Origin of the sequence: Rhodococcus sp. 11-3 (genome assembly GCF_023704055.1) — a bacterium.
Taxonomy (GTDB): domain Bacteria; phylum Actinomycetota; class Actinomycetes; order Mycobacteriales; family Mycobacteriaceae; genus Rhodococcus; species Rhodococcus aetherivorans.
Genome location: NZ_CP080406.1, coordinates 3251973 through 3273801, shown reverse-complemented (window position 1 = coordinate 3273801; position 21829 = coordinate 3251973). Strand labels below are relative to the sequence as shown.

The following is a 21829-nucleotide window of genomic DNA, read 5'->3' as shown; positions in this document are numbered from 1 at the left end:
GACGTAATGTGGCAGGCTGTCATTCCTGACAGGGTGGACACACGCAGAACTCGGCGGATGGGAAGAGGTTCGTGGCACTGGGCGGTGGATCGGTGATGGGGCCCCTGCGGCGCGTGGTGGCGACCGCGCAGAACGGCCTCGAGGTGGTCCGTCACGGCGGTCTGGAAACGGGGGCGACACCGTCGCCGTTCCAGATCGTCGAGCGGACCGGCATGTACAGGCTGCGGCACTACTACCCGGAATCCGACGCCGCCGAGAATGCTGCTCCGGTGGTGCTGGTCCCCCCGATGATGATGTCGGCGGACGTCTACGACGTCACCCGCGATACCGGAGCCGTCGGCATCCTGCACTCGATGGGTCTCGACCCCTGGGTGGTCGACTTCGGCTCCCCGGACCGGGAAGAAGGCGGGTGGGACCGCACCCTCACCGACCACATCATCGCCCTCGACGAGATCATCGATCACGTGCACGAATACACCGGCCGGGACATCCACCTGGCCGGGTACTCGCAGGGCGGCATGTTCTGCTATCAGGCCGCGGCCTACCGCCGCAGTCGGCACGTCGCCAGCCTGATCACCTTCGGCAGCCCCGTGGACACCCTGGCCGCCCTGCCGTTCGGGATTCCCGAGGGCGTCGCCGTCCGGGCCGCCGACTTCCTCGCCGACCACGTCTTCAACCGGCTCGCCATCACCGGGTGGATGGCCAAGACCGGCTTCCAGTTCCTCGACCCCGTCAAGACCGTGCGTTCGCGCATCGAGTTCCTCATGCAGCTGCACGACCGGGAAGCCCTCCTGCCGCGCGAACCTCAGCGCCGCTTCCTCGACACGGAGGGGTGGGTGGCCTGGTCCGGTCCTGCAGTGGCCGAGTTGCTTCGCCAGTTCATCGTGCACAACCGCATGGTCAGCGGCGGCTTCGTCATCAACGACCGGGCCGTGAGCCTGGCCGAGATCACTTGCCCCATCCTCGCGTTCGTCGGCGAGGTGGACGACATCGGGCAGCCCCTCGCGGTGCGCGGCATACGCAAGGCCGCCCCCCGGGCTCAGGTGTTCGAATACTCCTTGCGCGCAGGCCATTTCGGGCTCGTCGTGGGCGGCACCGCGGCGCGGCAGACCTGGCCCGCCGTCGGCGAATGGGTGCAGTGGCGGGAAGGGCACGGCGACCGGCCGGTCGGCGTCGGCCGGATGGCGATCCCCGAGCTCCACGCAGAAGGAGAGACCGGGGTGTCCGTCGCGGCCCGCCTCACCCACACCGTCGCCACCATCGCCGAGGTCGGTGTGGAGGTCGGCAAGGGCATCGCCGACCTGGCCTCCGAAACGGTGCGCGGGGCCCGGGAGCTGTCGGGGGAGGCGGCCCGGGCCCTTCCGCGCCTGGCCCGGCTCGGACAGATTCAGCCACGAACCCGCATCTCGCTCGCCGGCGTCCTGACGGAGCAGTGCCGCAAGGGGCCGCACCGCGAGTGCTTCATCTACGAGGACCGCGTCTACACCTTCGCCGACGTCAATCGGCGGATCGACAACGTGGTGCGCGGGCTGGTGCACTCCGGTGTCCGCCCCGCCGCCCACATCGGTGTCCTCATGGACACCCGTCCCAGTGCGATGGCCGCGGTCACGGCCGTCTCCCGCATCGGCGCGGTGTCGGTCCTGCTCCCGCCCGGCCCCGACCTCGACGAGGCCATCCGGTTGGGCGCCGTCCAGAAGATCATCACCGATCCCGAGAACCTCCAGCAGGCGATCGCCACCGGCATCCCGGCCCTGGTCCTCGGTGGTGGCAGCATCCGCGAACTGGACATCCCGGCCGGCGCCGACGTCGTCGATCTCGAACACCTCGACATCACCACGGTCGAACTCCCCGGCTGGTATGCGCCCGACCCCGGCGTCGCGCGCGAACTCGCCTTCCTCCTGTTCACCGGGAGCGGCGACACCCTGGAGATGCGTCAGATCTCCAACCACCGATGGGCGCTCTCGGCCTTCGGCACCGCCACCGCCGCCGCACTGGGGCGTGGTGACACGGTGTATTGCCTTGCCCCGCTTCATCATTCGTCCGGTCTCCTGGTCAGCTTCGGTGGCGCGCTCGCCGGCGGCTGCCGCATAGCCCTGTCCCACGGCCTGGACCCCGCCCGCTTCAGCGAGGAAGTGCACCGCTACGGCGTCACCGTCGTCACCTACACCTGGGCGATGATGCGGGACGTCCTCGACAGCCCGGCACTGCACATCGACGAGATCCACCCCGTCCGCCTCTTCATCGGCTCGGGCATGACGCCCGGCCTGTGGCGGCGGACCCTCGAACGCTTCGCTCCCGCCCAGGTGCTCGAGTTCTATGCCTCCACCGACGGCGAGATCGTCCTGGCCAACGTCTCGGGTGCCAAGATCGGATGCAAGGGACGGCCGCTGCCCGGCAGCGCCGAGGCACGCCTGGCGGCGTGGGACCCGACCACCGGTCGTCTGGTGGAGGACGCGCGGGGCTTCGTCCGCGAGAGCGCCGCCGGCGAGGTCGGCCTCCTGCTCGGCCGGCCCAGCGCGTCGACGGAAGCGCTGCCCGGCGTCATGCGGGGAGTGTTCGAACTCGGCGACGTGTGGGTGCCCACCGAGAACCTCTTCCGACGAGACCAGGACGGTGACTACTGGCTGCTCGACAGCAAGCACAGTGTCATCCGCACCCCGCACGGACCGGTGTACGGCCAGCCGGTGGTGGATGCCCTCGGCGGTATCCCGCGGGTCGATCTCTGCGTCGTATACGGCGTGCGCACCGGAGACACCGAAGTCGCCGTGGCCGCGTGCACCCTGCGCGAGAACCGCGCGCCGAGCGCCGCCGAGATCACGGCGGCACTCGACGCGGTTCCCGCTCCGGAACGGCCCGACCTGGTCCATGTCGTGCCGCACATCGCACTCGGGCCCACGTATCGGCCGATGTCCGGTGACCTGCCGGCGCGGGGCCTGCCGAAGCCGACCGTGCGGTCGTGGTTCGCCGACCCGGCGACCGGAACCTACAAGCGGTTCACCAAAGCGGTCGCGGCGAGATTCACCGGCGTCGGCACAGGTCCGGCACCGGGCGCACGGTAGCCTGGGGCCGTCCGAGTCCCGCACCACCGTCGAGAGGACCACCGTGGCTGTCGATCCCACGCTGCTGAGCATCCTGGCCTGCCCGCAGGACAAGGGGCCGCTGCTCCTCGTGGACGATTCGGTTCTCTACAACCCGCGGTTGCGCCGCGCGTATCCGATCGAGAACGGCATCCCCGTCCTCCTCGTCGACGAGGCCCGAGCGGTGACCGAGGCCGAACACGAGGACTTCGTCGCGCGCGGCGTGGCCGGCTGGACCGAGGACCGGGTGGCGGACTGAGCGTGGCGTTCGAGCGGCTCACCGGGGTCGACCCGCTGACTGCGGCGCACACGATCCTCGGCGCCACGCTGTGCGCGGGCGAGGTGGTCCTGCGGATCACGGAGGTCGAGGCCTACGGCGGGCCCGAGGACGGTCCCTGGCCCGATCCGGCGGCGCACTCCTACCGGGGACGTACGCCGCGGAATGCGGTGATGTTCGGCCCTGCCGGCCATCTCTACATCTACCGCAGCTATGGGCTGCACCACTGCGCGAACATCTCCGTGGGGCCCGACGGAGTGGCCGCGGCGGTACTGCTGCGAGGTGCCGAAGTAGTCGCGGGGGAGGAGATCGTCCGTTCCCGGCGAACGGCCGGGACTCCCGCACCGAACCTTGCCCGCGGACCCGGCAACCTCGCGGCCGCCTTGGGATTGACGCTGGCGGACAACGGGATCGATGTGCTCGACGATGGCGCAACCGCGAAACTCACTCTGGGTGACGTCGACCGGGTCGCGTCGGGCCCACGCGTGGGCATCAGTGTCGCGGCCGAACGACCGTGGCGGCTGTGGATCCCCGGCGCCGTGGGGGTGTCGGCGTACCGGCGCAGCCCGCGCGCGCCGGCCGCTCCCCGTCGGATGGGATGATCGAGCGGTGACTGAGCACATCCTCGACGAACTGACCTGGCGTGGACTGATCGCCCAATCGACCGACCTCGACACACTCCGCCGCGATCTCGCCGCGGGCCCGGTCACGCTCTATGCCGGATTCGATCCCACCGGGCCGAGTCTGCATGCCGGTCACCTCGTGCCGTTGCTGGCCCTGAAGCGTTTCCAGCGAGCGGGCCACCGGCCCATCGTGCTGGCGGGCGGCGCTACCGGCATGATCGGAGATCCGCGGGAGGTAGGGGAGCGGACCATGAACTCGGCGGACACGGTCGCCGAATGGGCCGAACGCATCCGCGGTCAGCTCGAGCGGTTCGTGGACTTCGACGAGTCGCCGACCAGCGCGATCGTCGTGAACAACGCCGACTGGACCTCCTCGCTCAGCGTCGTCGACTTCCTCCGCGATATCGGCAAGCACTTCTCCGTCAACGTCATGCTCGCTCGCGACACGGTGAAGCGCCGGCTCGAGGGCGACGGCATCTCGTACACCGAGTTCAGCTACATGCTGCTGCAGGCCAACGACTACGTGCAGTTGCGTCGCGAGCACGGGTGCACGCTGCAGGTGGGGGGGTCGGACCAGTGGGGCAACATCATCGCGGGCGTCGAGCTCAACCGACGGACCGACGGTGCCGCCGTGCACGCGCTCACCGTCCCGCTCGTCACCTCGGCCGACGGCAAGAAGTTCGGGAAATCCACCGGCGGCGGAAGCCTCTGGCTCGACCCGGAGATGACCACGCCGTACGCCTGGTACCAGTACTTCGTCAACGCCGCCGACGCCGACGTCGTGAAGTACCTGCGGTGGTTCACGTTCCTGGATCAGGACGAACTCGCCGAACTCGAGACGGCGACGGCCGAGCGGCCGCAGGCGCGCGAGGCGCAGCGCCGCCTTGCGGCCGAAATGACGACCCTCGTTCACGGCGAGGCCAACACCCGGGCGGTCGAACTTGCGAGCCGGGCGCTGTTCGGTCGTGGAGAGTTGGCGGACCTGGACGAAGCGACCCTCTCGGCCGCGCTGGCGGAGGCCTCCGTCGCGGAAGTGCACGACGGGCAGCCCGGCACGATCGTGGACCTGCTCGTCGCGACCGGCCTGTGCGAGAGCAAGGGCGCTGCCCGACGCACGATCAAGGAGGGGGGTGCCTCCGTGAACAACCAACGGATCTCATCCGAGGAGTGGACCCCGTCGAGCGCGGATCTGCTGCACGACCGCTGGCTTGTCCTGCGGCGAGGCAAGCGCAACTTTGCCGGCGTGCGAGTCGAACGCGGCTGAGCGCACTGCCGCCACCGCCGACGGGCCGCTGACCTGCGGATTTGACGGCCCGTTAGCGGTGGCGTAACTTTGTCGTCGTTCGAGCGACACGGACGCCGACCCGGACCGAGAGGTACGGAAAGCGGTTGCGCCCTGATCGGTCGAGCAGCCAACACGAAGATCGCAGACAGTGTTTGCGTCCGCGAGTTCAGAGTGTTAGGCTAGAACGGTTGCCCCGGAGCAAGGCGCGAAGGCGCGGAGCGATGGTGTGTGCGTGTTCTTTGAGAACTCAACAGTGTGCCGATGAATGTCAGTGCCAAAATATTTTTGGTGCGACCGCCTCTCTTTTCGGGGGGGTGGTTGTTGCTGGCTGCCGCATTCTTCCGTCTGTGGTGGTCAGTGTTTTTTGCTGGTTTGAGTTTTTTGCTGGTGATTTGGCTCGATGTCTATGACTGATCGGCCCTTCGGGGTTTGATTGTGAGTCTTCAACGGAGAGTTTGATCCTGGCTCAGGACGAACGCTGGCGGCGTGCTTAACACATGCAAGTCGAACGATGAAGCCCAGCTTGCTGGGTGGATTAGTGGCGAACGGGTGAGTAACACGTGGGTGATCTGCCCTGCACTTCGGGATAAGCCTGGGAAACTGGGTCTAATACCGGATAGGACCTCGGGATGCATGTTCCGGGGTGGAAAGGTTTTCCGGTGCAGGATGGGCCCGCGGCCTATCAGCTTGTTGGTGGGGTAACGGCCCACCAAGGCGACGACGGGTAGCCGGCCTGAGAGGGCGACCGGCCACACTGGGACTGAGACACGGCCCAGACTCCTACGGGAGGCAGCAGTGGGGAATATTGCACAATGGGCGCAAGCCTGATGCAGCGACGCCGCGTGAGGGATGACGGCCTTCGGGTTGTAAACCTCTTTCAGTACCGACGAAGCGCGAGTGACGGTAGGTACAGAAGAAGCACCGGCCAACTACGTGCCAGCAGCCGCGGTAATACGTAGGGTGCGAGCGTTGTCCGGAATTACTGGGCGTAAAGAGCTCGTAGGCGGTTTGTCGCGTCGTCTGTGAAAACCCGCAGCTCAACTGCGGGCTTGCAGGCGATACGGGCAGACTTGAGTACTGCAGGGGAGACTGGAATTCCTGGTGTAGCGGTGAAATGCGCAGATATCAGGAGGAACACCGGTGGCGAAGGCGGGTCTCTGGGCAGTAACTGACGCTGAGGAGCGAAAGCGTGGGTAGCGAACAGGATTAGATACCCTGGTAGTCCACGCCGTAAACGGTGGGCGCTAGGTGTGGGTTTCCTTCCACGGGATCCGTGCCGTAGCTAACGCATTAAGCGCCCCGCCTGGGGAGTACGGCCGCAAGGCTAAAACTCAAAGGAATTGACGGGGGCCCGCACAAGCGGCGGAGCATGTGGATTAATTCGATGCAACGCGAAGAACCTTACCTGGGTTTGACATACACCGGACCGCCCCAGAGATGGGGTTTCCCTTGTGGTCGGTGTACAGGTGGTGCATGGCTGTCGTCAGCTCGTGTCGTGAGATGTTGGGTTAAGTCCCGCAACGAGCGCAACCCTTGTCCTGTGTTGCCAGCAATTCGGTTGGGGACTCGCAGGAGACTGCCGGGGTCAACTCGGAGGAAGGTGGGGACGACGTCAAGTCATCATGCCCCTTATGTCCAGGGCTTCACACATGCTACAATGGCCGGTACAGAGGGCTGCGATACCGCGAGGTGGAGCGAATCCCTTAAAGCCGGTCTCAGTTCGGATCGGGGTCTGCAACTCGACCCCGTGAAGTCGGAGTCGCTAGTAATCGCAGATCAGCAACGCTGCGGTGAATACGTTCCCGGGCCTTGTACACACCGCCCGTCACGTCATGAAAGTCGGTAACACCCGAAGCCGGTGGCCTAACCCCTCGTGGGAGGGAGCCGTCGAAGGTGGGATCGGCGATTGGGACGAAGTCGTAACAAGGTAGCCGTACCGGAAGGTGCGGCTGGATCACCTCCTTTCTAAGGAGCAACTCCCGTCGGTGGGTCACACAGGTGACTCCGCCGCGGGCAGAGCCATTTCGGATTCACACGTAATCCGGTGGTGCTCATGGGTGGAACGCTGACAGTCATCACCGCGCGGGAAGGACCCGAGTGTCCTTCTGCGGTGGTTATATCGGTGCACTGTTGGGTCCTGAGAGAACACGCGAGTGTTTTGTCAGCGACGATGATCGGGAACGAAGGGGTTGTTTCTTCTTCCGGTACCGGTTGTTGTGTGTTGTTTGAGAACTGCACAGTGGACGCGAGCATCTTTGTTGTAAGTGTTTATGAGCGTACGGTGGATGCCTTGGCACCAGGAGCCGATGAAGGACGTGGGAGGCTGCGATATGCCTCGGGGAGCTGTCAACCGAGCTGTGATCCGAGGATTTCCGAATGGGGAAACCCAGCACGAGTGATGTCGTGTTACCCGCGCCTGAATATATAGGGCGTGTGGAGGGAACGTGGGGAAGTGAAACATCTCAGTACCCACAGGAAGAGAAAACAACATGTGATTCCGTGAGTAGTGGCGAGCGAAAACGGAAGAGGCTAAACCGGATACATGTGATACCCGGCAGGGGTTGTGTGTTCGGGGTTGTGGGGTTCGATGTGTCGGTGCTGCCGCGCCGGCCGACAGTGAGAAATCGCCTGTGTTAGTCGAAATGGTCTGGAACGGCCTGTCGTAGAGGGTGAGAATCCCGTAGACGAAAACGCGGTGACTGTCGATTCGAATACCCGAGTAGCAGCGGGCCCGTGAAATCTGCTGTGAATCCGTCGGGACCACCCGATAAGCCTGAATACTCCCTGGTGACCGATAGCGGACTAGTACCGTGAGGGAAAGGTGAAAAGTACCCCGGGAGGGGAGTGAAATAGTACCTGAAACCGTGCGCTTACAATCCGTCGGAGCCTTCGAGCAGTTTGGTCTGCTGGGGGTGACGGCGTGCCTTTTGAAGAATGAGCCTGCGAGTTAGTGGCATGTCGCGAGGTTAACCCGTGTGGGGTAGTCGTAGCGAAAGCGAGTCCGAACAGGGCGTCTGTAGTGGCATGTTCTAGACCCGAAGCGGAGTGATCTACCCATGGCCAGGGTGAAGCGACGGTAAGACGTCGTGGAGGCCCGAACCCACTTAGGTTGAAAACTGAGGGGATGAGCTGTGGGTAGGGGTGAAAGGCCAATCAAACTCCGTGATAGCTGGTTCTCCCCGAAATGCATTTAGGTGCAGCGTCGCGTGTTTCTCACCGGAGGTAGAGCTACTGGATGGTCTAGGGGGCCCACAAGCTTACCGAAATCAGCCAAACTCCGAATGCCGGTGAGTGAGAGCGCGGCAGTGAGACTGCGGGGGATAAGCTTCGTAGTCGAGAGGGAAACAGCCCAGATCGCCGGCTAAGGCCCCTAAGCGTGTACTAAGTGGAAAAGGATGTGGGATCGCTGAGACAACCAGGAGGTTGGCTTAGAAGCAGCCACCCTTGAAAGAGTGCGTAATAGCTCACTGGTCAAGTGGTTCTGCGCCGACAATGTAGCGGGGCTCAAGTACACCGCCGAAGCCGCGGCACTCGCACAACACCCCGGAGGGTCCACGGATCGTCCGGCAGTGGTGCGGGTGGGTAGGGGAGCGTCGTGCAGCCGGGGAAGCGCCGGAGTGATCCAGGTGTGGAGGCTGCGCGAGTGAGAATGCAGGCATGAGTAGCGAAAGACGAGTGAGAAACTCGTCCGCCGAATGACCAAGGGTTCCTGGGCCAGGTTAATCCGCCCAGGGTGAGTCGGGACCTAAGGCGAGGCCGACAGGCGTAGTCGATGGACAACGGGTTGATATTCCCGTACCCGTGTGAACGCGCCCCTGGTGAATCATCGGTACTAACCGTCCAAAGGGTGATCGAGTTCCTTCGGGAGCCGAGAGCCTGCTGCACGGGACCTTCGGTGGTAGTAGCCAAGCGATGGGGTGACGCAGGAAGGTAGTGGGGCCGGTCAGTGGTTGTACCGGTGTAAGCCCGTAGGGCGCGGCACAGGCAAATCCGTGTCGCACACAGCCTGAGAGGTGATGCGTAGCCGAATGAGGCGAATTCCATGATCCTATGCTGCCGAGAAAAGCCTCTAGCGAGCTTTCACACGGCCCGTACCCCAAACCGACACAGGTGGTCAGGTAGAGAATACCGAGGCGATCGAGAGAACTGTGGTTAAGGAACTCGGCAAAATGCCCCCGTAACTTCGGGAGAAGGGGGACCAGTCCCGGTGACCGGACTTGCTCCGTGAGCCGGGGGTGGTCGCAGAGACCAGAGAGAAGCGACTGTTTACTAAAAACACAGGTCCGTGCGAAGTCGTAAGACGAGGTATACGGACTGACGCCTGCCCGGTGCTGGAAGGTTAAGAGGACCGGTCAGCGGAGTTCACTCCGCGAAGCTGAGAATTTAAGCCCCAGTAAACGGCGGTGGTAACTATAACCATCCTAAGGTAGCGAAATTCCTTGTCGGGTAAGTTCCGACCTGCACGAATGGCGTAACGACTTCTCTGCTGTCTCAACCACAGACTCGGCGAAATTGCACTACGAGTAAAGATGCTCGTTACGCGCGGCAGGACGAAAAGACCCCGGGACCTTCACTACAGCTTGGTATTGGTGTTCGGTTCGGTTTGTGTAGGATAGGTGGGAGACTGGGAAGCCCGCACGCCAGTGTGGGTGGAGTCGTTGTTGAAATACCACTCTGATCGTATTGGACCTCTAACCTCGGACCCTGATCGGGTTCAGGGACAGTGCCTGGTGGGTAGTTTAACTGGGGCGGTTGCCTCCCAAAATGTAACGGAGGCGCCCAAAGGTTCCCTCAGCCTGGTTGGCAATCAGGTGTCGAGTGCAAGTGCACAAGGGAGCTTGACTGTGAGACCGACAGGTCGAGCAGGGACGAAAGTCGGGACTAGTGATCCGGCACCGGCATGTGGAAGCGGTGTCGCTCAACGGATAAAAGGTACCCCGGGGATAACAGGCTGATCTTCCCCAAGAGTCCATATCGACGGGATGGTTTGGCACCTCGATGTCGGCTCGTCGCATCCTGGGGCTGGAGTAGGTCCCAAGGGTTGGGCTGTTCGCCCATTAAAGCGGCACGCGAGCTGGGTTTAGAACGTCGTGAGACAGTTCGGTCTCTATCCGCCGCGCGCGTTAGAAACTTGAGGAAGGCTGTCCCTAGTACGAGAGGACCGGGACGGACGAACCTCTGGTGTGCCAGTTGTCCCGCCAGGGGCACGGCTGGTTGGCTACGTTCGGAAGGGATAACCGCTGAAAGCATCTAAGCGGGAAGCCTGTTCCAAGATGAGGTTTCTCACCCCCTCGAGGGGGTAAGGCCCCCGGCAGACCACCGGGTTGATAGGCCGGAACTGGAAGTGCGGTAACGCATGCAGGTGACCGGTACTAATAGGCCGAGGACTTACCACAAAGAAGCTACGCGTCCACTGTGCGGTATCTGAAACAACACACTCGATTCACCATGTTCTTCGGGGAATCGAGTGGGCGCAGCCCCCGTGAAAGAGGGCGGCGTTCACTCCATTCACTCCGAAGGAGTGTGGACAGTTTCACAGAGTTACGGCGGCCATAGCGGAGGGGAAACGCCCGGTCCCATTCCGAACCCGGAAGCTAAGCCCTCCAGCGCCGATGGTACTGCACCCGACAGGGTGTGGGAGAGTAGGACACCGCCGAACACCCGTTTACGAGAGGGGACCCACCAGTTGGGTCCCCTCTCGTGGTTTTTCTGGTTTTTCATGAAAGGATTTTTCTGTGTCCGACAACGATGGTGAGCGTCGATCCTTCCGGAGTGGAGGGTCCACTCCCAGGTCGGGACGCGGAGACAGCGGCGAGCGCCGCCAGGGTGGCGACCGGGGCCCGGCCCGCGGCGAGGATCGCCGGCAGGGAGTCGCCGGCCGACCGGATCGTCGCGGCGAGGACCGCACTTTCCGCGGGGAACGGCGAAGCGAGCCGGCGAAGGGCTCCGCGGACGACTCCCGCGGGAGTAGCCGCTCGGAGCGACCCCACAGCGATCGCCCGTCGGGGGACCGGCGAGATCGGCCCTACGGTGAGCGGCGCGACGACCGTTCCCGCGACGACCGTTCCCGCGACGACCGTTCCCGCAGCGAGCGCCCGCATCGAGGCACAAACGACGACCGTCGGGACGATCGGCGCACCGGTGACCGGCGCGACGATCGGGGCCGTGACGATCGGCGCACGGGCACGTCCCGTGCTGGCCACGGACCCGAACGGCGAGACGGGGGCGCTCCGCGTCGCCGTGGCGGCGAGGGTGGATTCGGCCCGAGCCGTGGCCGCGAGGGTGCTCCGGCTCCGCGTCGCGAAGCCCGGCCGGACGAGCCGGACCTGCCCGAGGACGTCGAAGCGTCGGACCTCGATCCGACGATCCGCCGGGACCTGCTGAGTCTCGACAAGTCGAACGCCAATGCAGTGGCCCGGCACCTGGTCATGGCCGGCCGCCTGATCGACGACGATCCCCGTCTGGCGCTGGCGCACGCTCGTGCTGCGCGGCAGCGCGCCGGCCGTATCGCCGTGGTTCGTGAGGCAGCGGGCATCACGGCCTACCACGCCGGCGAATGGGCGGAGGCGCTGTCCGAGTTGCGGGCCGCCCGACGAATGGCCGGGGGACCGGGATTGCTGGCGGTCATGGCGGACTGCGAGCGCGGTCTCGGCCGGCCGGAGCGCGCGATCGAGCTGGGCCGCAGCGACGAGGCTCGGGCGCTGACCGGCGACGAGGCCACCGAGCTGCGCATCGTCGTGGCGGGCGCCCGGATGGATCTGGGACAGTTCGACCAGGCGGTGGTCACCCTGCAGACCCCGGACCTGGATGCCTCGCGCACCGGCCCGTCCGCCGCGCGCCTGTTCTATGCGTACGCGGATGCACTCGTGGCCGCGGGACGTACCGAGGACGGATTGAAGTGGTTCCTCAACGCCGCCGCGGCGGATCTCGAGGGGGACACCGACGCCGAGGAACGCGTCGCCGAGCTCACCGGAGAGGATCAGTGACCGGTACATCCGGCGGCGCGTCGTTGCGGGCGCTCTACGACGTACTCCTCCTCGATCTGGACGGCACCGTCTACCGCGGCGCCGAGGCGGTGCCCGGGGCCCGCGAGGCATTGTCGGAGGGTGCCGAGCGGCTGTTCTATGTCACCAACAACGCGAGCCGTCGCCCGGCGGAGGTCGCCAAACACCTGCGCGAACTCGGTTTCGCGGCCGACGAGTCGAGCGTGGTCACCAGTTCCCAGTCCGCGGCCCGGCTGTTGGCCGAGCGGGTCCCGGTCGGCGCCCCGGTGCTGGTTGTGGGTACCGAGGCCCTCGTCGACGAGGTCGCCGCGGTCGGTCTGACTCCGGTGCGTTCCGCGGACGCCGAGCCTGTGGCGGTCGTGCAGGGACACTCCCCGGAGACCGGGTGGGCGATCCTCGCCGAGGCGACGCTCGCACTGCGCTCCGGCGCCCTGTGGGTGGCGACGAACGTCGATTCGACGTTGCCCACCGAGCGGGGCCTGGTGCTCGGGAACGGTTCCATGGTCGCGGCCCTGAGGTCGGCGACGGGCTGTGAGCCGCTGGTGGCGGGCAAACCGGCCGCGCCGCTGCTCGAGGACGCCGTCGTGCGCAGCGGCGCCTCGCGTCCGCTCGTGGTCGGCGACCGGCTCGACACCGACATCGCCGGTGCGAACGCCGTGGGCGCCGATTCGTTGCTGGTGCTGACCGGCGTCAGCACGGTCGCGGACCTGCTCCGGGCGCCGCAGGATCAGCGCCCCACCTATGTGGCCGACTCGCTCGCCGGTCTCGACGCCGAGGCGGCCGCGCTGCGGGTGGGACCGCGCGAGCCGGGAGCGGTGTCGTTCGACGGACGGGATGTGCACCTGGCTTCGGAGTTCGCGGCGGACCCGATGGCCGCGCTGCGGGCCGTGCTCGACGTCGCCTGGGCCAACCCCGGTTTCGGTCGGGTCGTGGCGGCGGACGACCTGCTGGCACGGTGGGGAATATCCCGCTGAGTCGGGTCTGCGTGGTGTGCCGGTTCGTCACCGGCATGCACTAGCGTGGTCGACGATGAGCACGTCGATTCCACGCCCAGGCGACCACCTTCCACGCCCCCATCCGGGCGTGGATCCCGCGTCGATCCATATCGAGGTCGAGGGTCTGCTCACGCGCGCCCGCGACGTCACCGCCGACGGTGAGCCCGATCCGTCCGAGATCATCCCGCGGCAGGCGCAGCTGCTCGAACAGGCGCACGACCTGCTGGTCCAGGCGCTCGCGACCGTGGACAAGATCTGACGTGGCCCGGCGAGCGCGAGTCGACGCGGAGCTGGTGCGCCGGGGCCTCGCCCGGTCCCGCGAGCACGCCGGTGAACTGATCACGGCTGGGCGGGTCCTCGTCAACGGCACCGTCGCGACGAAACCCGCGACCCAGGTCGATCCGGGGGCGCCCCTGCTGGTCACGGAGGTCGCCGAGGAGGTGGCGTGGGCCTCGCGAGGGGCCCACAAGCTGCTCGGCGCCCTCGAGACGTTCACCCCCCAGGGATTGCGGGTCACCGGACGGCGGTGCCTCGACGCCGGGGCTTCCACCGGCGGCTTCACGGACGTCCTGTTGCACGAGGGCGCCCGCGAGGTCGTCGCCGTCGACGTGGGCTACGGCCAGTTGGTGTGGCGGCTGCAGTCCGACGAGCGCGTCCACGTGATCGATCGAACAAACGTGCGTAACATCGGTGCGGACGCGATCGGAGGGCCGGTCGAGTTGGTGGTGGCGGATCTGTCGTTCATCTCGCTGAAGCTGGTGCTCCCGGCGTTCGTGCGGTGCGTGACTCCGGGCGCGGATCTGCTGCCGATGGTCAAACCGCAGTTCGAGGTCGGGAAGGAGCGGGTCGGCAGCGGCGGCGTCGTCCGGGATGCGGCTCTGCGCACCGAGGCGGTCCTCGGTGTCGCCCGGGAGGCCCAGGCTCTGGGGCTGCGTACGCTCGGGGTGGTGGCCAGTCCGCTGCCCGGCCCGTCCGGCAACGTCGAGTACTTCCTGTGGCTGCGCGCCGGGGAACCCGGCCCGGTCGAACTGGGCGCGGACGTGGTCGAACTCGTCGAACGAGCCGTGCAGGAAGGACCCCAGTGACCGCAGATAGTGCAGCGACCGGCCCGGAGCGGGCGACCCGCGAGGTCCTGCTCGTGTCCCACTCGGGGCGGGTCGAGATCGCCGCGACGGCGCAGCGCATGGCGAAGATCTTCGGCGAGGCCGGCATCGGGCTGCGGGTGCTCGACGACGAGGTCGCCAGCACCGGTCTGGGTCCGCTCGCCGGCCCGGACGGACGGGTCCGCATCGTCGAACCCGGACCGGACGCCGCCCGGGGCTGCGAGATGGTGATCGTGCTCGGCGGGGACGGCAGCTTCCTGCGCGCCGCCGAACTGGCCCAGCGCGCCGGGGTGCCCGTGCTCGGAATCAACCTGGGCCGCATCGGTTTCCTCGCCGAGGCCGAGGCCGAACATCTCGAGGAGGCACTGGCGCAGGTGGTGCGCCGCGAGTACCGGGTCGAGGAGCGGATGACGCTGGACGTCGCGATCCGGGTCGACGACGTGATCGTCGACCGGGGGTGGGCGCTGAACGAGGCCAGCCTCGAGAACAAGTCCCGTCTGGGCGTGCTCGAGGTGGTGCTCGAGGTCGACGGCCGGCCGGTGTCGGCGTTCGGGTGCGACGGCGTGCTGATCGCCACCCCGACGGGATCGACCGCGTACGCGTTCTCCGCCGGCGGCCCGATCGTGTGGCCGGAACTCGAGGCGTTGCTGGTGATCCCCAGCAACGCGCACGCCCTGTTCGCCCGGCCCATGGTGACCAGCCCGGAGTCGTTGATCGCCGTGGAGACCCTCGCCGGCAGCCACGACGGGCTGGTGTTCTGCGACGGCCGCCGCACCCTGGACCTGCCCGCCGGCGGCCGACTCGAGGTGGTGCGCGGCAAGCACCCGGTGCGGTGGGTGCGGCTGGACTCGGCGCCGTTCGCCGACCGCATGGTGCGCAAGTTCGATCTTCCGGTGAAGGGCTGGCGGGGAAGGAGACTGTGAGGTGCTTGCCGAGATCCGGATCGACAATCTGGGGGTCATCTCCGAGGCCGGCGCCCAGTTCCACGGCGGGCTGACCGTCCTGACCGGCGAAACCGGAGCCGGCAAGACCATGGTCGTGACCAGCCTGCACCTGCTGTCGGGGGCGCGCGCCGACCCCACCCGCGTCCGTGTCGGCGCCTCCCGCGCCGTCGTGGAGGGTCGCTTCTGCATCGATGCCGACGCCGGGTCGAGCGCGGCGGGCGGGGTGCCCAGCCACGTCGAGCGGGAAGTGGCACGCCTGCTCGAGACGACCGGCGCCCAGCGCGACGACGACGGCAGCATCATCGCGGTCCGCACCGTCGGCAGCGACGGCCGCTCCCGCGCCCACCTCGGCGGGCGCAGCGTCCCGGTGGGGGTGCTGTCGGAGTTCACCGATCCGCTGCTGACCGTGCACGGCCAGAACGACCAGTTGCGGCTGCTGCGGCCCGACCAGCAGCGCGCCGCCCTCGACCGGTTCGCCGGCAAGGCGATCGCGCCGCTGCTGGCGGCGTACCAGGAGCACCGCCAGCGGTGGTTGACCGCGCGGGCCGAGCTGAGCGAACGCACCGAGCGGTCCCGGGAGCTCGCGCAGGAGGCGGACCGCCTGCGGTTCGCGCTCGACGAGATCGACGCCGTCGACCCCCAGCCGGGGGAGGACACCCGGATCGTGGCCGAGGTGCGCCGGCTCGGCGACCTCGATTCGTTGCGAGACTCCGCGCAGGGCGCGCAGGCCGCGCTCACCGGCGGGGACGGCGACGACGTGGCCGCGGCGGCTCTGGATCTGCTGGGGGAGTCGCGGGCGCGGCTCGAGGCGGCCGAGGACCCGGCCCTGCGCGAGCTCGGTCCCCGGCTCGACGAGGCCATCGCGGTGGTCACCGACGTCGCCGGCGAGCTGTCCGGATACCTGTCGGACCTGCCGTCGGACCCGGGGGCCCTCGAGACGCTGCTGAACCGCCAGGCGGAGCTGAAATCGCTCACCCGCAAGTACGCCGCGGACATCGACGGTGTGCTCGAGTGGGCTCGCGAGGCCCGCGACCGGCTGTCGAGGATCGACGTGTCCGCCGATGCGGTCGCCGACCTCGCCGCGCGCGCCGATCGCGAGGCGGCCGCCGCCGCCGAGGCCGCGACCGCCCTCTCCGCCGCCCGCAGGAAGGCCGCCGACAAGCTCGCGAGGGCGGTCAGCAAGGAGTTGTCCGGCCTGGCGATGGGCCGGGCGAGTCTGGACGTGCAGGTGCGGGACCGGGAGGCGGGGCCGCAGGACACCGCACCGCTGAAGGTCGGCGGGCGGGTGCTGCACGCCGGCACCTCGGGCGTCGACGACGTCGAGTTCCGGCTCGCCGCGCACAGCGGGGCCCGGTCCCTGCCCATCGCGCGCAGCGCCTCCGGCGGTGAGCTCTCCCGCGTCATGCTCGCGCTCGAGGTGGTGCTGGCCGGGTCCGAACGCGGCGCCACGATGGTGTTCGACGAGGTCGACGCGGGGGTGGGCGGTCGGGCTGCGGTCGAGATCGGCCGGCGCCTGGCCCGCCTGTCGCGCACCCATCAGGTCATCGTGGTCACCCACCTGCCGCAGGTCGCCGCGTTCGCCGACACCCACCTCGTCGTCGACAAAGTCGACGATGCCGGGGGCGTCGTCAGCAGCGGGGTGCGCGCGCTCACCGATACCGAGCGGGTCGCGGAGCTCGCCCGCATGCTCGCCGGCCTCGGCGACACCGAGACGGGCCGGGCCCACGCCGAGGAACTGCTCGCCACCGCGCACGCCGAACGACGAGGCTGATCCCGCCCGGCGCGCCTCCGTTGCCCGGCCCCGGCCCGGGTTCATCATCGATGCCATGAAGATGCCGGCGCTGCTGTCACGCAATAACGAAACGTTGCCCGGAGTGAGCGGCATTGCCCGGGTCGACAAGAACCAGGCCAGGCTCCTGCGCCGGGTCGGTCCCGGCGACATCGTCGTTCTCGACGCCGTCGACATGGACCGCGTCACCGCCGACGCGCTCGTCGAGGCCGGGGTCACCGCCGTGGTCAACGCCTCGACGTCGATCACCGGCCGCTACCCGAACCTCGGCCCGGAGGTGCTCGTCGCCAACGGCATCGCCCTGATCGACAACACCGGTCCCGAGGTGTTCAAGAAGGTCAAGGACGGCGCCAAGGTCCGCCTGCACGAGGGCGGTGTCTACTCCGGGGAACGGTTGCTGATCCAGGGCGAGGAGCAGACCGAAACCGAGATCTCCGACCGCATGATCGAGGCGAAGACCGGCCTGGTCGACCACCTCGAGGCGTTCTCGGGCAACACCATCGAGTTCATCCGTTCGGAGAGCCCGCTGCTCATCGACGGGGTCGGAGTGCCCGACGTCGACGTGGACCTGCGCGACCGGCACGTGGTGGTGGTCGCGGACGGGCCGGACCACGAGCAGGACCTGAAGAACCTCAAGCCGTTCATCAAGGAGTATTCGCCGATCCTCGTGGGCGTCGGCACCGGCGCCGACACCCTCGTCCGGGCCGGATACCGGCCGGATCTGATCGTCGGCGACCCGGACGAGATCGGCACCGAGACCCTCAAGTCCGGCGCCGAGGTGGTGCTGCCCGCCGATCACGACGGCCACGCCCCCGGTCTCGAACGCATCCAGGACCTGGGCATCGGCGCGATGACGTTCCCCGCCACCGGCGCCCCCGCCGACCTGGCGCTGCTGCTGGCCGACCATCACGGCGCCGCCCTCATCGTCACCGTCGGCAGCACCGTCTCGCTCGACGAGTTCTTCGACCAGGGCCGCCGTGACAGCAACCCGTCGGCGTTCATGACCCGGCTGAAGGTGGGGCCGAAACTGGTCGACGCCAAGGCCGTCGCCACCCTCTACCGCAGCCGCGTCTCCGGCGGGGTGATCGCCCTGCTGGTGTTCGCCGCGCTGATCGCCGTGATCGTCGCGTTGATCGTGTCCAACCTCGGCGGCGACGTCGTGGACTGGGCCGTGCAGAGCTGGGACAGTCTCGTGGTGTGGGTGCAGGGGCTGACCGCGTGATCTCGTTGCGTCACCACGCAATCTCGATCGCAGCGGTCTTCCTCGCCCTCGCCGTGGGCATCGTCCTCGGCTCCGGGCTGCTGTCGGACAGCGTCGTCGCCGGGCTCCGCGACGACCGGTCCGAACTGCAGGGCCGGCTACAGGACGCCGAGGACCGCACCAACGTGCTCACCGAGCAGCTCAACGCGGCCGACGGTTTCGACGCCGCGGTGTCCGGGCGTGTGGTGCGCGACGCGCTCGCCGGCCGCACGGTGCTCATGATCGCCACTCCCGACACCGACCCGGCGGACCTGGACGCGGTGATCCGCACGGTCGAGGCGGCGGGCGCCGCCGTGACCGGCCGGATCTCGCTGACCGAGCCCTTCGTCGACGCCGCCGGCGCCGACCAGCTGCGCACCACCGTCACCAACGTCGTCCCCGCCGGGGTGCAGTTGCAGACCGGCGCCGTGGATCAGGGCAGCCTGGCCGGGGACCTGCTCGGAGCCGTGCTGCTCGTCGAGCCGGCGAGCGGGCAGCCGCGCAGCACCCCCCAGGAACGTGACCTCGCGCTCTCCACGCTGCGGGGCGGCGGGTTCGTCGCGTACGACGACGGGACCGTCGAACCCGCCCAGACCGCCATCGTCGTCACCGGCGACGGGGGAGCCGGCGCCGAGGGCGGCGGCAACCGCGGTGCGCTGCTGGCCCGCTTCGCCGCCGCGTTCGACTCCCGCGGTGCCGGCACGGTCCTGGCCGGGCGGCCCGGCGCCGCCGTCGGCAACGGGGCCGTCGCGGTGGTGCGGGCCGACGCGGCGCTGTCGGCCGGTCTGTCCACCGTCGACACCGTCGACCGCGAATCCGGCCGCATCACCACGGTGCTGGCGCTGCAGGAACAGCTCGCCGGGGTGTCGGGCCGGTACGGAACCGGCCCCAACGCCGGCGCCGTCACCGTCGGAACCGCCGCCCGCTGAGGGGCGCGGCGCGGCGAACGGTGTGATCCCCGTCCGATCCGGGCGAGTCGTGCACGCGGGACCCACGACAGGTGTTACCGTGAAGTTCCGTGGGTCGTGCAGGCCCCAGCAGTTCCGTCATCAGTCCGAAGTCCTGCACCAGACGTCACGGGAGCTTCTTTGCCACAGTCACGCCACTCGCGTACCGCCACCAAGCACATCTTCGTCAGCGGGGGCGTCGCCTCCTCACTGGGCAAGGGGCTGACGGCATCGAGCCTGGGCGCTCTTCTCACCGCGCGCGGCATGCGCGTGACCATGCAGAAGCTCGACCCCTACCTGAACGTCGACCCCGGCACCATGAACCCCTTCCAGCACGGCGAGGTCTTCGTCACCGAGGACGGCGCCGAAACCGACCTGGACGTGGGCCACTACGAACGCTTCCTCGACCGCGATCTCAACGCCGCCGCCAACGTCACCACCGGCCAGATCTACTCCACGGTCATCGCCAAGGAGCGGCGCGGCGAATACCTCGGCGACACCGTCCAGGTGATCCCGCACATCACCGACGAGATCAAGAACCGGATCATGGCGATGGCCGGCCCCGACAAGGACGGCAACGTTCCCGACGTGATCATCACCGAGATCGGTGGCACCGTCGGCGACATCGAGTCCCAACCGTTCCTCGAGGCGGCCCGTCAGGTCCGTCACGACGTCGGCCGCGGCAACGTCTTCTTCCTGCACGTCTCCCTCGTGCCCTATCTGGCCCCGTCGGGTGAGCTGAAAACCAAGCCCACCCAGCACTCGGTGGCGGCGCTGCGCAACATCGGCATCCAGCCCGACGCGCTGGTGCTGCGCTGCGATCGGGAGGTCCCCGCCGCCCTCAAGGCGAAGATCGCGCTGATGTGCGACGTGGACGTCGACGGCTGCATCTCCTGCCCCGACGCCCCGTCGATCTACGACATCCCCAAGGTCCTGCACCGCGAAGGACTCGACGCCTACGTCGTCCGCCAGCTCGGCCTGCCGTTCCGCGACGTGGACTGGACCGTGTGGGGCGACCTGCTCGACCGGGTGCACCAGCCGCGTGAGACCGTGCGGGTCGCGCTCGTCGGCAAGTACGTCGACCTGCCCGACGCCTACCTGTCGGTCACCGAGGCGTTGCGCGCCGGTGGTTTCGCGCACCGCGCCAAGGTCGACATCCGCTGGGTGCCCTCCGACGACTGCGAGACCGAGGCCGGCGCCCAGGCCGCGCTCGGCGACGTGGACGCGGTCCTGATCCCCGGAGGCTTCGGCATCCGCGGCATCGAGGGCAAACTCGGCGCGATCCGCTACGCCCGCACCCGCAAGATCCCGCTGCTCGGCCTGTGCCTGGGCCTGCAGTGCGTGGTCATCGAGGCGGCCCGCTCGGTGGGCATCACCGACGCGAACTCCGCCGAGTTCGATCCCGACACCACCCATCCGGTGATCTCCACGATGGCCGATCAGGAGCAGGCCGTCGCCGGCGAGGCCGATCTCGGCGGCACGATGCGGCTCGGCGCCTACCCGGCCGTACTCGCCAAGGGCTCGGTCGTCGCCCGCGCCTACGGCGGCGAGCAGGTCTCCGAGCGGCACCGCCACCGCTACGAGGTCAACAACGCCTACCGCGACCGGATCGCCAAGTCGGGCCTGAGGTTCTCGGGCACCTCCCCGGACGGGCATCTCGTCGAGTTCGTCGAGTACCCCGCCGACCTGCACCCGTTCTTCGTGGCCACCCAGGCGCATCCCGAGCTCAAGAGCCGCCCCACCCGCCCGCACCCGCTGTTCTCCGCGTTCATCGCAGCCGCGCTGCGGTACAAGGCCGCCGAGCGCCTGCCCGTGGACGTGCACGGCGACGACGCGGACGAGGTCGACGTGGACGGCGGCGACGCGGTGGTCACCACGTCCGAGAACGCCACCGCCGGCGGCAAGTAGCCGACCGTGACGCAGCGACACGAGTTCCGGACGCTGTCCACGCGCCGGATCTACACCGGCGCGATCGTGTCGCTGCGTGTGGACCGGGTCGCCATGCCCGACGGGCACGAGGCCGAACGGGAGGTGGTCGAACACCACGGCGCCGTCGCGATCGCCGCGGTCGACGAGCAGGACCGGCTGATCCTGATCCACCAGTACCGCCACCCGCTCGGCCACCGCCTCTGGGAGCTGCCCGCCGGGCTGCTCGACGCGCCCGGCGAGGACCCGCTCGACGCGGCCCGCCGGGAACTCGCCGAGGAGACCGGCCTGGCCGCCGCCCGCTGGGACCTGCTCGTCGACCTCGCCCTCTCGCCGGGATTCACCGACGAGGCCGTGCGCGTGTACGCGGCCCGGGGCCTGTCCGAGGCCGACCGGCCCGACCCCGAACACGAGGAGGCGGACCTTGAGATCCGCCGCGTCCCCGTCGACGAGGCCGTCGCCATGGTGCTCGGCGGCCGGATCGTCAACGCCACCGCCGTGTCGGGGATCCTCGCCCTCGCCGCCACCCGCCGCGACGCGGGCGCCCTGCGCCCCGCCGAGGCCGAGTGGCCCGACCGGCCCCGCGCCCTGCTGCGCACCAAGCGCGACGGGAACTGAC

The 21829-nt window shown here is 68.1% G+C and carries 15 protein-coding genes and 3 rRNA genes; all 18 read left to right on the top strand.

Annotated features, from left to right (window positions below):
• Window positions 1-95: 95 nt before the first annotated feature.
• Window positions 96-3059 carry an AMP-binding protein gene (locus tag KZJ41_RS15445; protein ID WP_006936480.1) on the top strand — a complete coding sequence of 988 codons (2964 nt, stop codon included), beginning with the start codon at window positions 96-98 and terminating at the stop codon, window positions 3057-3059.
• A gap of 43 nt (window positions 3060-3102) precedes the next feature.
• Window positions 3103-3336 (top strand): Trm112 family protein, encoded by a 234-nt coding sequence (locus KZJ41_RS15440; RefSeq protein ID WP_006936479.1) that lies wholly within the window; start codon window positions 3103-3105, stop codon window positions 3334-3336.
• Window positions 3337-3338: 2 nt separating this feature from the next.
• On the top strand, window positions 3339-3956 hold the full coding sequence (locus KZJ41_RS15435) for a DNA-3-methyladenine glycosylase (RefSeq protein WP_006936476.1): 618 nt from the start codon (window positions 3339-3341) through the stop codon (window positions 3954-3956).
• Between the two features lie 7 nt (window positions 3957-3963).
• Entirely contained in the window at window positions 3964-5241 is a 1278-nt protein-coding gene (gene tyrS, locus KZJ41_RS15430; RefSeq protein WP_029543887.1) for a tyrosine--tRNA ligase, read from the top strand.
• Window positions 5242-5523: 282 nt separating this feature from the next.
• On the top strand, window positions 5524-5676 hold the full coding sequence (locus KZJ41_RS15425; RefSeq protein WP_157127581.1) for a hypothetical protein: 153 nt from the start codon (window positions 5524-5526) through the stop codon (window positions 5674-5676).
• Between the two features lie 29 nt (window positions 5677-5705).
• Window positions 5706-7227: ribosomal RNA gene (locus KZJ41_RS15420) — 16S ribosomal RNA — on the top strand.
• Between the two features lie 293 nt (window positions 7228-7520).
• Window positions 7521-10658: ribosomal RNA gene (locus KZJ41_RS15415) — 23S ribosomal RNA — on the top strand.
• 146 nt (window positions 10659-10804) lie between these two features.
• Window positions 10805-10921 (top strand): 5S ribosomal RNA (gene rrf / locus KZJ41_RS15410).
• Together the 16S, 23S and 5S rRNA genes form the textbook arrangement of a ribosomal RNA operon.
• Before the next feature lie 76 nt (window positions 10922-10997).
• Entirely contained in the window at window positions 10998-12248 is a 1251-nt protein-coding gene (locus tag KZJ41_RS15405; RefSeq protein ID WP_084648629.1) for a M48 family metallopeptidase, read from the top strand.
• Entirely contained in the window at window positions 12245-13240 is a 996-nt protein-coding gene (locus KZJ41_RS15400; RefSeq protein ID WP_029543881.1) for an HAD-IIA family hydrolase, read from the top strand. The genes KZJ41_RS15405 and KZJ41_RS15400 overlap by 4 nt, the downstream gene beginning before the upstream one ends.
• 55 nt (window positions 13241-13295) lie before the next feature.
• Window positions 13296-13520, top strand: coding sequence for a hypothetical protein (locus KZJ41_RS15395; protein ID WP_029543879.1), 225 nt, complete (start codon window positions 13296-13298; stop codon window positions 13518-13520).
• Between the two features lies 1 nt (window position 13521).
• A complete protein-coding gene (locus KZJ41_RS15390) occupies window positions 13522-14346 on the top strand; it encodes a TlyA family RNA methyltransferase (protein WP_029543877.1) in 825 nt (274 codons plus the stop codon).
• On the top strand, window positions 14343-15287 hold the full coding sequence (locus KZJ41_RS15385; RefSeq protein ID WP_006936725.1) for an NAD kinase: 945 nt from the start codon (window positions 14343-14345) through the stop codon (window positions 15285-15287). The genes KZJ41_RS15390 and KZJ41_RS15385 overlap by 4 nt, the downstream gene beginning before the upstream one ends.
• A 1-nt stretch (window position 15288) precedes the next feature.
• Entirely contained in the window at window positions 15289-17079 is a 1791-nt protein-coding gene (gene recN / locus KZJ41_RS15380) for a DNA repair protein RecN (protein ID WP_050035292.1), read from the top strand.
• Between the two features lie 55 nt (window positions 17080-17134).
• The gene (gene steA, locus KZJ41_RS15375; protein WP_050035290.1) at window positions 17135-18319 is read left to right on the top strand and encodes a putative cytokinetic ring protein SteA; all 1185 of its coding nucleotides are present in this window, start codon (window positions 17135-17137) and stop codon (window positions 18317-18319) included.
• Window positions 18316-19266 carry a copper transporter gene (locus KZJ41_RS15370; RefSeq protein WP_006936730.1) on the top strand — a complete coding sequence of 317 codons (951 nt, stop codon included), beginning with the start codon at window positions 18316-18318 and terminating at the stop codon, window positions 19264-19266. Before steA ends, KZJ41_RS15370 begins: the two co-directional genes overlap by 4 nt.
• Before the next feature lie 159 nt (window positions 19267-19425).
• Window positions 19426-21192: a CTP synthase gene (locus KZJ41_RS15365; protein ID WP_006936731.1), complete on the top strand. Its 1767-nt coding sequence runs from the start codon at window positions 19426-19428 to the stop codon at window positions 21190-21192.
• Between the two features lie 6 nt (window positions 21193-21198).
• The gene (locus KZJ41_RS15360) at window positions 21199-21828 is read left to right on the top strand and encodes an NUDIX hydrolase (RefSeq protein WP_006936732.1); all 630 of its coding nucleotides are present in this window, start codon (window positions 21199-21201) and stop codon (window positions 21826-21828) included.
• Window position 21829: the final 1 nt, after the last annotated feature.